We start from the raw sequence: 12,229 nt of genomic DNA on the forward strand, positions 1-12,229 counted from the left end.
TTGGTGCTCATGGATGTCCTTTCAGGGGTGTTGGCAAGAAGTTAGAAGGCGAAGCAGTTGCAGCCCAGCGCGCCCCAGAAACCGGTCACGTTCGTTACCGGAACTGATGACTTGCGCGCACGGTCATGGGCGTGGGCATGTACGCCGCAGGCGCTCTTGCACTGGTGCGGGAGCGGCATCAGCGCTTGTGGCGGCGCCGCACTGTAGTGCCCGGGAACCTTGTTCACGGGCGACCAGTCCGGCAGCACGGGAATCCGCGGTGGGCCGAGCGCGGTGAACTCCGCCTGGCCGAAGACGACCCTGCCGCCGACGATGGTGAGCACCGACTCGATATCCTTGATGGCCTCCTCGTGGATACGGAAGAAGTCGGCGCTCAGCACGGTAAGGTCGGCCAGCATGCCTTCGGCGATGCGGCCTTTCTTGCCCTGGTCGTTCGAGAACCACGCGCTGCCACTGGTCCATAATTCGATGGCGGTCTCGCGGGACAGGCGCGCACCCGCGTCGTAGAGGCGCAGGCCGCCGACGGTGCAGCCCGAGACCAGCCAGTACAGGGCCGTCCAGGGGTTGTAGCTGGCCACGCGGGTGGCGTCCGTGCCGCCCCCGACAGGAATGCCGGCGTCGAGCATGCGCTTGATCGGCGGCGTCGCTTTGGCCGCCTCAGCCCCGTAGCGCTCGACAAAGAACTCGCCCTGGAACGCCATGCGATGCTGGATCGCGATGCCGCCGCCGAGCGCCCGCACCCGGTCGATGTTCCTCGGCGAGATGGTTTCGGCATGGTCGAACAGCCAGTGCAGGCCGTCGAACGGAATGTCGCGGTTGACCTTTTCGAACACGTCGAGCATGCGGTCGATCGATTCGTCATAGGTGGCGTGCAGGCGGAAGGGCCAGCGCTGCGACACCAGGTGGCGCACCACTTTTTCCAGCTCGTCTTCCATGGTCTCGGGCAGGTCTGGGCGCGGCTCGAGGAAGTCTTCGAAGTCCGCGGCCGAGAACACCAGCATCTCGCCGGCGCCATTGTGGCGATACCAGTCGGTGCCCTGGTGCAGTTCGACGGTGTCGGTCCACTTCTCGAAGTCGCCCAGCTCCTTGCCCTTGTTCTGGGTGAACAGGTTATAGGCCACGCGCACCGTGAGCTGATCCTCGCGCGCCAGTTCGTCGATGACCGAGTAGTCTTCCGGATAATTCTGGAAACCGCCGCCCGCGTCGATGACGCTGGTGACGCCGAGGCGATTCAGTTCGCGCATGAACTGGCGCGTGGAATTGACCTGCAGTTCGCGTGGCAGGGCAGGGCCTTTGGCCAGCGTCGCGTACAGGATCATCGCGTTCGGTCGTGCGATCAGCATGCCGGTCGGGTTGCCGGCGGCGTCGCGGACGATCTCGCCGCCAGGCGGATTCGGCGTGTTCTTGTCGTAGCCAACGGCGCGCAGCGCCGCGCGGTTGAGCAACGCGCGGTCGTACAGGTGCAGGACGAATACCGGGGTATCCGGCGCTGCCAGGTTGATCTCTTCAATGGTCGGCATGCGCTTTTCGGCAAACTGGAATTCGTTCCAGCCGCCGACCACGCGCACCCACTGCGGGTTCGGGGTACGGTCGGCCTGCTCCTTGAGCATGCGCAGCGCATCGGCGAGCGAGGGCACGCCTTCCCAGCGTAGTTCGAGGTTGTAATTCAGGCCGCCGCGGATCAGGTGGATATGGGAATCGTTCAGGCCTGGAATCACGGTGCGGCCGTTCAGGTCGATCACCTGGCTCTCGTCCGTACGGTGCCGCATGACTTCATCGCTGTCGCCGACCGCAAGGAACCTGCCGTCCTGGATCGCGGCGGCGCTGGCCTGTGGATTGCTCCTGTCGTTCGTATGGAAGCAACCGTTGACGAGGATGAGCGGCGCGCTGCTGCCTGCTCGATGGGTGGCTTGGTTCATTGTTGTGCTCCGGTTCAGTATGGATGGATCAGCCCGCGCTGCATGGCGACGCATGCCGCCTCGGTTCTGCATGAAACGTTCAGCTTCGACAGGATGTTGTTGACGTGGTATTTGACGGTGCCGACACCGATGCCGGCCGCACGGGCAACCATCTTGTTGCTCTTGCCCGTGCTGATGTAAGTCAGGATTTCCAGTTCGCGCTTCGACAGCGCATCGCATGCGATGCGCCTGGCGAGTTTGCTTGCCAGCTCGGGCGGCACGAAGCGGCCGGTCTCGACTACCCGGCGGATGCATTGCATGACCTGTTCGGCGCCGGACCGTTTGAGCAGATAGGCGCTGGCGCCACTATCCAGGGCACGAAATACGTCTTCCTCGCCTTCGTAGCCGGAGAGGACGACAATCCGGGCTTCCGTATCCAGTGCCCTGATGCGCGAAATGGCTTCCATGCCGCCACCACCAGGCATATGGAGATCGATCAGCATGACGTCCGGGCGCAGATGCGCGTACATTGCCAGCGCCTGCACGCCGTCCGTGGCTCGCCCTGCCAGCACGAAGCCAGGCTCGGACTCGATCAGCGCCGCGAGCCCGTCCAGGATGAGTGGATGGTCGTCGGCGATCAGCACGGAAATGGTGTTATCCATGATGCGCACATCGCCCGCTGCAGGACCTGGAATGTTCATATGCTGACTCTTCAATGTAAACCGTCACCGGCAAGGCGGTACCGAACGTCATTGTCGAGACGACTGGACATCGGGTCTAGATATACAAACAGATACCCCGAAGGCGAACCTACCCGATCGCGAGCCACCTGACCATTTGGGATGGGTAAAAAAGGCGCAAGCAGTCTAGTGTTCCTGTTTTTATCGAACCAATGTTCAGAGGAGCACCATATGACGAAGCTAGGATGTCACCGCCTGCAGGGAACCAGCCTGGGATTTTTGGCAGGGTATGTCGACACCCTGGGATTTTTAGCGCTGTTCGGGCTGTTTACCGCGCATGTGACCGGTAACTTCATCCTGATCGGCGCGGCCCTGGCCGATCCGGGAAGCATGCCGATCCTTCTCAAATTCCTGGCCTTCCCGGCTTTCATTGCCGGGGTCGCAGCCGCGCGTGTCCTGATCGCGTCCTGCGAACAGCGAGAAGCGAGGGCGCTGCGGCCGGCATTCGTACTCGAGCTCCTGCTGCTTGCCTTGTTCATGGCGGCCGGCATGGCTTCGGTTCCAGGCGCGACGGGTCCGGACGGCTGGGCCATGGCGTCCGGCTTGATCGGTGCGGCGGCAATGGGCGCGCATAGCGCCACCAGCCGTCTCCTGCTGGGGCACCTGGCGCCCACTTCAATGATGACCGGTAACGTCACGCAGATGGTCATCGACTCGGTCGACTATGCCCGCGGTAGCCGCGACGCTGAACTGGATGCCCGCCTGGGCAAGTTTGCCTGGCCTTTGCTGTCGTTCGCGGCCGGGTGCGTGATCGCAGCCTTCGGGTTCCACCAGTATGGCTTCCTTGCGCTGGCCGTGCCCCTGCTGATCCTCGTCGCCTTGATCGCAGTCGGGGAACCTGCTGAAGCCAGCTGAGGCCTGACGTATACCTTTGGATAGTTATTTCAAATGCCGCGCAGCCCTAAGATCGATCCTGGTAGCGGCCGCTCCGGCACCGTCAATTCCCACCACCCTGATAGGAAACACCCATGAGCAATCCAAAACTCGAAGTCCTGACTCCGCATAACTCGCAACTGATCATTATCGACCACCAGCCGCAGATGGCCTTCGGCGTCCAGTCGATCGACCGCCAGGTCCTGAAGAACAACACCGTGGCGCTGGCCAAGGCCGCCAAGGTGTTCGATATCCCGACCACGATCACCACCGTGGAAACCCAGTCGTTCTCCGGCCACACCTATCCGGAAGTCCTCGACGTATTCCCCGGCAAGGAGATCCTGGAGCGCACCTCGATGAACTCGTGGGACGACCAGAAGGTGCGCGACGCGTTGGCGCGTAATGGCAAGAAAAAGGTCATCGTGGCGGGCCTGTGGACCGAAGTATGCAATACCACTTTCGCCCTGTGCGCCATGCTCGAAGGCGGCTACGAGATCTACATGGTTGCCGACGCCTCGGGCGGCACGTCCAAGGAGGCCCACGACTACGCGATGCAGCGCATGATCCAGGCCGGCGTGGTGCCGGTCACCTGGCAGCAGGTGCTGCTCGAGTGGCAGCGCGACTGGGCGCACCGCGATTCGTACAATGCCGTCATGGATATCGTGCGCGAGCACTCGGGTGCCTACGGCATGGGTGTCGACTACGCCTACACCATGGTGCACAAGGCTGATCCACGTAACAAGAGCAGCCACGAAACGCTCGCTCCGGTCCCGGCAAACTAAGCCCCGGAGGCGGCAGTCGTGGAGATGTCTGCCGCCTCCTGCTTGTACTGTTTCACGATCGATGGAGCGAGGAAGATACTGTGTTCGAACACGTCGAAGAGCAGGTAAGCGCATGGGTGCAGTGGCTCAGGCTTCTGGTCGAAGCCTTGGGCGCAGGCGTCGTTGCCGTCGGCGTGCTGGTCGTGATGGCGGGACTTGTGCAATACACGCTGACCTGCGGAGAGCGAACGCTCGTGCCGATCCGCCTGGCTTTTGCGCGCTACCTGACACTCGCCCTGGAGCTGCAGCTGGCTGCGGATATCCTGTCCACGTCGGTTGCGCCCAGTTGGGAGCAGATCGGCAAGCTCGCTGCCATCGCCGTCATCCGCACCGCACTCAATTTTTTCCTGAACAAGGAACTAAGGGAAGAGGGCAGCGGCAGTGAACTTCGGCGTGATGCGTCGCCACCGGCGAGTCAAAGGATTATGTAACCGCGCTTGTGCGCCAGGGTGACTGCATGGGTCCGATCGCTGGCGCCGAGCTTGACCAGGATCGCGCTCATATGGCTCTTGACGGTCGGTTCGCTGATCGACAATGCCTCGCCAATGATCCGGTTCGAATTCCCATTGGCAGCCAACCGCAGTACGTCGAGCTCACGTACCGACAGCTTGTCGGCCGGGTAGTGTCCCTCGACTTCGCGCCGTGCCACCGCCGCCAGCACGCTTGCCCCATTGTAGGCACGGCGAACGGTTGCGGCCAGTTCTTCACCCGGCACATCTTTCAGAAGATAGGATGAGGCCCCCGCTTTCAGGGCCGCAACGACGCGGGCGTCGCCACTGTATGTCGTCAGGACGATAATGCGCGCCTCGGGTTGCAGCGCGCGAATGCCGATGATCGCCTCGAGGCCATCCTTGACCGGCATCTGCAAGTCGATCAGCGACACGTCCGGCCGGTGGCGGGCGAAGTGTGCGATCGCCTCTTCGCCATTGCTGGCGCTGGCAACGATCTCGATGCCGCCCTGCGCCAGCAGTACTGAAGCGATCCCTTCGCGCATCATTGGATGGTCATCGGCGATGAGGACGCGGATCGGCGTCGAGTTCTCGGAGGTCATGTGGATTCCTGCTTTCTGCTCTTGGCTCAAATATATCATTCGCCCGCCACTGCCCAGGACTGCGGCCCGCGCACCGGGAAGCGGACACGGAAGCATGCTCCGCGGGGCTCGCGCGGTTCGAAGTCGATATGTCCATGATGGGCGCGGACAATCGCAAGACTGATCGGCAATCCCAATCCGGTGTTGTCGGGTTTGGTTGTGAAGAGGCGTCGGAACATGCGATCCCGATTGACGGGCGCAATCCCGGGGCCGTTGTCCTCGACAATGATTTCGACTTCCTCCACCTGGGCCAAGCGGGACTCGACCCGAATCCGGCGCGGTCCCAGCGAGCGCTCGGTAGCGGACAGTGCTTCGATGGCATTGACGACCAGGTTGGTGACGACCTGCTGGAACTGGGCGCGGTTCGCGTGTATCACTGCCTGACCCAAATTCAGGGCAAGCTCCAGTTCGATGCCATGCTTGCGCAAGGGACGGTGCAGAGAGCGCAGGGTGTCGCTGATGGTTTGATCAACCGCTACGCAGCCAATTTCGTTTTCCTGATCGGACGCCAGGCGCTGGATACCGCGGACGATCTCACCTGCATGGCGCCCGGCTTCGCTGATCAGGCCTAGCGATGCCAGCGCACGTTCGACGTTGGGCTCGGGCCGGCGAAGCCACTTGCGCGCAGCAGATGAATGCAGCGCTATCGCCGCCAAAGGCTGGTTGACCTCATGCGCGATCGACAGGCCGATTTCTCCTGCCTGGATACGGCGCACGCGCTCGTTCTCGGCACACGTCTCTTGCGCCGGAGCGTGCGACATGTTCCCCCACTCACGGATGAGCATCTCCACGCGGCCGAGGCCACCCCAACGTTTGTAGCTTGCAAGCGCCTGCTGGCGATAATGCGTTGCTGCTGAATCCAGTCCTGCGTTCGAGGCGGCCAGCGCCGCCTCTTCCGACGCCAGGGCCGCCAGCCATTGCTGACCGCGTCGGGCGGCGACATCGCACACGCGCTCCACGCCATGCAGGGCAGCCAGGGTCTTGCCCCCGCATCGGTCGCGTACCGCGCTTGCAAGCTCGGCGAACGCTGCGGCGCTCGCAGGCCAGGCACATGCGAGGCGGTGCAAGGCAAAGCAATGCATATCGAGGGCCGACGCATCGCTCGGGGCATGCGAACGGCCAAGTGCAAGGACCGAGAACAGGTGGTAACACAGGACATCCGCCACTGGCGTGCACGGACCGATCAACCCAGCAGCGCGGCGCGAGGCAGCAAGCGCATTGTCGATATCGCCGGCGTACCAGGACGCCTGCAACCGTGTAACCCAGTAAGCCGAACCGGGCTCCTTGCCAGGGACCCCTTGTGAGGCCGGTTTCTGAACAGTTGACGTCGATGCCGGGCATGACAGTGCCTTGACCAGACCAAGGCGGAGCGAAAGTTCGGCTTGTGCGTTCGCATGCAGCTGCCGGGCAGGCTGATTGCGCTCCAGCTTTTGCAGATCGTGCAGTAATTCGGCCAGCGGCAATCCCGCAGCGAATGCCGTGCTTGCCCAGTGCACATGGGCCGCCAGGGGCAGCGTCACGTCCTTGCGCAATTGCTCGAGCGTGCTGGCCGCGCGACTAAGCCCCCCCGTGCGCGCCATGACCAGGGCCGCATGCATGACAAGGACGCAGCTGCCGTTAGCCTGCCCGGGCTGCGCCGCCAGGTGCAGGGCCGCCTGGGCCAGCGCCAATGCGTCGTCTCCACCGTCATGGCATTCGAGCGCTATCGACGCCAGCAGCATGCATGCCAACGCCGTGGTACTGCGCGTGCCATATTCCAGTGCATGCTCAACTTCACCTGCGATGACGGCGTGAGGTATGCGTCCGGCGAGAGCGGCTGCTGCCGACAATTCCGGAACACCGTGCTTGTCCTCCCGGCAGCGTTGTAGCCCTCGCCAATACCCGGCCGGCATGCGGCGAACCCGCTCCCACACGGCGAGGGTTGTCGCTGGCGCCAAGGCCTCTTGAACAGACAGGGGAGGAATGACGATGGCAGGGGATGGCGACATGGCGTTGGGCGGCTTCGATGGCGCGTCGATTGGGTTCATGATCCGTGCTTTCCGCTGTGCGAGAGTGATTGCGCGCAGGTGCAGGCGCGTTGGCAATCTGATTATGGTGCGCCGCAGCGATAAGCCGTTCATACGAAAGTCGTACCAGGTTCGAGGTAGTCGCGAAACGTGGGGATTTTGTCGATCGGGCAGGCGGGCACTATACCTTTGGATACTGTCTGGACTGGCCGCACTTCCTTATGATGAAGCCGGCACTGGCCAATAGCTGGTGGCGGCCGGACGGACCTTTGGCATACGAGCTATTCGACGCCTGCGGCAGCGATCCGTGTACGGATTGATCGATTCTGATGGAGACTTCATGAAGATTTACATCGTTACTCTCGCCGCAGGTGTGCTCGTAGGTATCATTTACGCGTTGTTGCAGGTGCGCTCGCCAGCGCCTCCGGCCATTGCACTTGTCGGACTGCTCGGCATCCTGATTGGCGAGCAGGCCCTTCCCGTAGTAAAGAAGCTGGTCAGCGGCCAGCCAGTGACGGCTGCCTGGCTTCGTACGGAATGTGTTGCGCAGATTACCGGGGTCCAGCCGCCGGCACCTGCCCAGCCTGCCGGGCAGGACAAGCAGCCGGCAGCGGGCGATCATGCGGTCTGAGGGCGACGGCGGCACTGCCGGATCCACGGACTGCGTGCAAGCATACGACCCGCACAACGCGACTGTCTGCGTTGTGGATGATGACCCGGCTGTCCGCTCCGCCATGATCAATCTGCTCGAGGCGAGCGGCTTCAACGCACTTGTCTTCGATTCGGGCGAAGCTTTTTTCGCTTCGGCGCATCTGAAGACTATCGATTTTGCGGTTTTCGACATCAAGCTGCGTGGCATGGATGGTTTTGCAATCCAGGAGCGCTGCGTGGCGCTTGGACTCGACCTGCCGGTCTTGTTCATCAGCGGTCATGGCGGCCACGATATGGAGCAGCGAGCATTGCAGGCCGGCGCGCTTGCCCTGTTGCGAAAGCCCGTCGATCCGGAACTGCTGTGCGCGTACATGGAGGATCGGCTCGGAACGTGCCGAGTGCCGTCGTGAGCGGTGCTGCCGCCGACTACCCGCTGGACGGCCCGCTGGACAGCCGGACACTGCTCCTGATCGGTGAACGGATCAACCAGAGCGGCAGCTGGACCTGGGATGTAGGGCAGGGCGTCGTGAACTGCTCGGCCGGGTTCTGCCGGATCTACGAGCTCGATCCCTGCGTCTCCGCCAGCGATTTCGACGCACTGGTGCAGCATATCGACCCCCGTGACCGCAACCATGTCATCCGCACGCTCGGCGAGGCGGTAGCGCAGCAGCGCACAGCGCGTTTCGAATATCGGATAGTCGCCGCGAACGGCGAGACCCGCCACCTTTCCGTGATCGGCCAGCCGATGCTTGAAACGGGTGGAAAGGTGTATGTCGGCACCGTCAGCGACATCAGCAGCCGGAAAGCGGACGAGGGTGCACGTAGCGAAGCGCAGGCGGAACTGGCACGTGGTGCGCGTCGGGCCACCGTCCACCAGATGGCCGCCGTGATCGCGCACGAAGTGAACCAGCCCCTGATGTCGATCTCATCGAATGCATGGGCCGCGCTCGTCCGGCTGCAACGCGACTCGCTGGATGCCGCCAAGCTGGAGGAACTGCTGCGGGCGATCATCGGGCAAAGCCAGCGCGCGGGAACGGTCATCCAGACGCTGCAAGCGCTCGCATATCGACGCCCACGATCGGAACCGATCGATTTGCACACACTGGTTCCCCAGGTTCTCCTGATCATGCGTGGCGAACTGGATCGTCACCACATCGCAGTCGAACTTGATCTGCGAGACCAACCGATTAGCCTTGAAGGCGACCCGCATCAACTCCGGCAGGTATTCGCCAACCTCGTTAGCAATGCGGTCGACGCGATGCGCGAGGTCCAGGGGCGCGAGCGCATGCTTCGCATAGCCTCCCGGACCATCGACAGCAATCAGGTCGAGGTGTGCGTGGAGGACAATGGCGTGGGCGCTGCCACGTCCTCCACGTATGAGCAGATGTTCGAGCCATTCGCCGGAACCAAACCTGACGGCGTCGGCATGGGGCTGGCCATCTGTCGTTCCATCATCGAGCGGCATGGCGGCAGGATCGGGGCGCGTGGCAGGCAACCTTATGGTTGTAGCGTTACCTTTACACTGGCGGAACCGGCAGGCATAGTCTCTTGCTGGGACCGGCCAGGAGAATCAACATGAAACCAGTTGTCTACGTTGTCGACGATGACCACGCTGTACGCAGCTCGGTCATGAACCTGCTCATGGCAGAGGGCTTTGACGCGTGCGACTTCGCCACGGGCAGCGCTTTCTTCGCGGCCGAAAAGCCGGATGCACCGTCCTGCCTGATCTGCGACATGGCCATGCCGGAGTCCAGCGGCCTGGACATCGCCGCGGAGCTTGCGCGGCAGGGCCTGGCGATTCCCATCATCTTCATGACCGGGTACGGCTCCATCCCGCTGACGGTGCAGGCAATGAAGGCCGGGGCCATAGAATTCCTGACCAAGCCGGTCATCCCCGGCGACCTGCTATGTGCCGTGCGCGACGCGCTGGCTTTCGATGAGGCCAACTACGCCGTGCGGCGCGAGCTGGCTGATTTGCGCCTCAGGCATGCCAGCCTGACGCCGCGGGAACGGGAGACGATGGCGCTGGTCATCGGGGGGCTGCTCATCAAGCAGGTTGCCCATGTGCTGGGAGTCAGCGAAATCATGGCGAAGATCCACAAGCGCAACGTGATGGAAAAAATGGCTGCGCGCTCCTTGCCGGACCTGGTGCGTTACGCCGAGCGCCTCCAGATTACACAGTCCGGCAGCCGCTGAGCTGCCCCTGCCGGCAGGCCCTGACAAATGACAGGGGCCGGCTCGACGGGTAGCCGCTATCGTGACGACTGTCGCAGTCCTGCCCCGCATCAGGCTTCCACGCATGCCAACGAAGAAAGTGAAAACACCATGAGTATCATCAAGCGCGCCGCTGGCGCGTCCCTCCAGGTCCTGGCGGTCAGCCTCGGCCTGTCTTTGGCCGCGATCGCGCAGGCCCAGGGTCAGGCCGACCTGATTCTCACGAACGGCAAAGTCGCCACGATGACGCGCGAAGGCGAGTTCACCCAGGCAATCGCCGTGAAGGATGGGAAAATCCTGGCGACGGGGAGCAATGCCCGCATCCTGAAGCACCGGCACGCCGGCACCCAGGTCATCGATGCCCGCGGGCGCACCGTCATTCCGGGCCTGAACGACTCGCACACCCATGTGATCCGCGAGGGCCTGAACTACAACATGGAACTGCGCTGGGATGGCGTCACGTCGCTCAAGCGCGCGCTGGCGATGCTCAAGGAGCAGGGCGAACGCACGCCCGATGGGCAATGGGTCAAGGTGGTCGGCGGCTGGAACGAATACCAGTTCGAGGAAAAGCGCTTGCCGACGCTCGAGGAAATCAACGCTGCCGTGCCGGACAAGCCTGTCTTCATCCTTTACCTGTATGGCCTGGGCTTCCTGAACAAGAAGGGCGTCGAGACGCTGGGCTATGACAAGGACACGAAGTACAAGGATGGCGTCGTGGAGCTGGACGCCAGCGGAAATCCGACCGGCAAACTGATTGCGAAACCGAATGCCCTCATCCTGTATTCGACTCTGGCCAAGACGAACACGCTGGGCCGTGAAGACCAGCTCAACTCGACGCTGCAGTACTACCGTGAGCTCAACCGCCTGGGCGTCACCAGTGCGATCGATGCCGGTGGCGGGTTCCAGAACTATCCGGATGACTACGTAGTGACCCTGGAACTGGCGCGCGGCGGCAAGCTGACCGTACGCACCTCGTACTACCTGTTCGCGCAGAAAGCGGGCAAGGAGCTCGAAGACTTCCAGCGCTGGGTGGCGATGACCCACCCGAACAAGAACGACCACATGTTTTATGCGAACGGCTTCTCGGCCGAAGGCGGTGGCGAAAACCTGGTCGCAAGCGCGGCCGACTTCGAAAACTTCCTCGAGCCACGCCCCGACCTGCCGGCCTCGATGGAAGCAGAACTGGAACAGGTGGTGAGCCTGCTCGTGAAGAACCGCTGGCCATTCCGCCTGCATGCCACCTACGGCGAGAGTATTGACCGCGACCTGGCCGTCATCGAAAAAGTCAACGCGAAAACGCCGTTGAACGGGCTGCGTTTCATCGTCGACCACGGCGAGACCATCACGGATGCGCAGCTGGCACGTATCAAGAAACTGGGCGGCGGCGTTGCCGTGCAAAACCGCATGCACTTCCAGGGGGAGTCGTACTGGAAACGTTATGGGGCGCAGGTACGCCAGATGCCCCCGATCCGCAAAATGCTGGAAATGAAGGTTCCGGTGGGCCTGGGCACGGATGGCACGCGGGTGTCGAGCTACAACCCCTGGCCCTCGATCTATTGGGCCGTTACCGGTAAAACCGCGGGCGGCATGAAGACCTGGCAGGAGCGGGATCTCCTGACCCGCCACGAGGCCCTGAAGCTGATGACAACCGGCTCGGCCTGGATGAGCGGTGAAGAAAAGGTCAAAGGGACGATCAAGCGCGGCCAGTACGCCGACTTTGTCGTGCTGCCGAAGGATTACTTCACGGTCAATACCGAAGAGATTAAAAACTTCGAGAGCGTGCTGACCGTCGTTAACGGCAAGGTGGTGTATGGCGCGGGTGAGTACGCGCCCCTGTCACCGTCGCTGCCCCGGATTTCTCCGGCGTGGAGTCCGGTCACGGTCTTCGGCGGCTATCAGAATCGTCGGTAATTCGCTCACCTGCAAATTCGTTTCA

12 protein-coding genes are annotated in these 12,229 nt (G+C 62.6%); 8 read left to right on the plus strand and 4 right to left on the minus strand.

What is annotated here, in order from left to right; genetic code table 11:
• Window positions 1–41: 41 nt before the first annotated feature.
• Window positions 42–1,919: an amidohydrolase gene (locus ACFPN5_RS14320; RefSeq protein WP_379784381.1), complete on the minus strand. Its 1,878-nt coding sequence runs from the start codon at window positions 1,917–1,919 to the stop codon at window positions 42–44.
• 14 nt (window positions 1,920–1,933) lie between these two features.
• Window positions 1,934–2,560, minus strand: a complete 627-nt coding sequence (locus ACFPN5_RS14325) for a response regulator (protein ID WP_379784383.1) — start codon at window positions 2,558–2,560, stop codon at window positions 1,934–1,936.
• Between the two features lie 249 nt (window positions 2,561–2,809).
• Here ACFPN5_RS14325 and ACFPN5_RS14330 point away from each other — a divergent pair, with 249 nt between their 5' ends.
• From ACFPN5_RS14330 to ACFPN5_RS14340, 3 genes are all read left to right on the plus strand, one after another.
• A complete protein-coding gene (locus tag ACFPN5_RS14330; protein WP_379784385.1) occupies window positions 2,810–3,493 on the plus strand; it encodes a YoaK family protein in 684 nt (227 codons plus the stop codon).
• Window positions 3,494–3,606: 113 nt separating this feature from the next.
• A complete protein-coding gene (locus ACFPN5_RS14335; protein WP_379784387.1) occupies window positions 3,607–4,293 on the plus strand; it encodes a hydrolase in 687 nt (228 codons plus the stop codon).
• An 80-nt stretch (window positions 4,294–4,373) separates the two neighbouring features.
• Window positions 4,374–4,763, plus strand: a complete 390-nt coding sequence (locus tag ACFPN5_RS14340) for a DUF1622 domain-containing protein (protein ID WP_379784389.1) — start codon at window positions 4,374–4,376, stop codon at window positions 4,761–4,763.
• Here the strand turns inward: ACFPN5_RS14340 and ACFPN5_RS14345 are convergent.
• Window positions 4,748–5,383 carry a response regulator gene (locus tag ACFPN5_RS14345; RefSeq protein ID WP_379784391.1) on the minus strand — a complete coding sequence of 212 codons (636 nt, stop codon included), beginning with the start codon at window positions 5,381–5,383 and terminating at the stop codon, window positions 4,748–4,750. The two genes, ACFPN5_RS14340 and ACFPN5_RS14345, sit on opposite strands and share 16 nt — an antisense overlap.
• Before the next feature lie 35 nt (window positions 5,384–5,418).
• Window positions 5,419–7,449, minus strand: coding sequence for a sensor histidine kinase (locus ACFPN5_RS14350; protein WP_379784393.1), 2,031 nt, complete (start codon window positions 7,447–7,449; stop codon window positions 5,419–5,421).
• A gap of 319 nt (window positions 7,450–7,768) precedes the next feature.
• Here ACFPN5_RS14350 and ACFPN5_RS14355 point away from each other — a divergent pair, with 319 nt between their 5' ends.
• The 5 genes from ACFPN5_RS14355 to ACFPN5_RS14375 all read left to right on the plus strand — a co-directional run bounded on the left by ACFPN5_RS14355 (window position 7,769) and on the right by ACFPN5_RS14375 (window position 12,204).
• Complete coding sequence (locus ACFPN5_RS14355; protein ID WP_379784395.1) at window positions 7,769–8,059, plus strand: XapX domain-containing protein; 291 nt, start codon at window positions 7,769–7,771, stop codon at window positions 8,057–8,059.
• Entirely contained in the window at window positions 8,049–8,489 is a 441-nt protein-coding gene (locus ACFPN5_RS14360; RefSeq protein ID WP_379784397.1) for a response regulator transcription factor, read from the plus strand. Before ACFPN5_RS14355 ends, ACFPN5_RS14360 begins: the two co-directional genes overlap by 11 nt.
• Window positions 8,486–9,658 carry a sensor histidine kinase gene (locus ACFPN5_RS14365; RefSeq protein WP_379784399.1) on the plus strand — a complete coding sequence of 391 codons (1,173 nt, stop codon included), beginning with the start codon at window positions 8,486–8,488 and terminating at the stop codon, window positions 9,656–9,658. Before ACFPN5_RS14360 ends, ACFPN5_RS14365 begins: the two co-directional genes overlap by 4 nt.
• Window positions 9,655–10,275 (plus strand): response regulator transcription factor, encoded by a 621-nt coding sequence (locus tag ACFPN5_RS14370; protein ID WP_379784401.1) that lies wholly within the window; start codon window positions 9,655–9,657, stop codon window positions 10,273–10,275. Before ACFPN5_RS14365 ends, ACFPN5_RS14370 begins: the two co-directional genes overlap by 4 nt.
• 129 nt (window positions 10,276–10,404) lie before the next feature.
• A complete protein-coding gene (locus tag ACFPN5_RS14375) occupies window positions 10,405–12,204 on the plus strand; it encodes an amidohydrolase (protein ID WP_379784403.1) in 1,800 nt (599 codons plus the stop codon).
• The last annotated feature ends 25 nt before the right edge of the window (window positions 12,205–12,229 follow it).

This window comes from Massilia niabensis, assembly GCF_042655085.1.
In the GTDB taxonomy this organism is placed as follows: Bacteria; Pseudomonadota; Gammaproteobacteria; order Burkholderiales; family Burkholderiaceae_D; genus Telluria; species Telluria niabensis.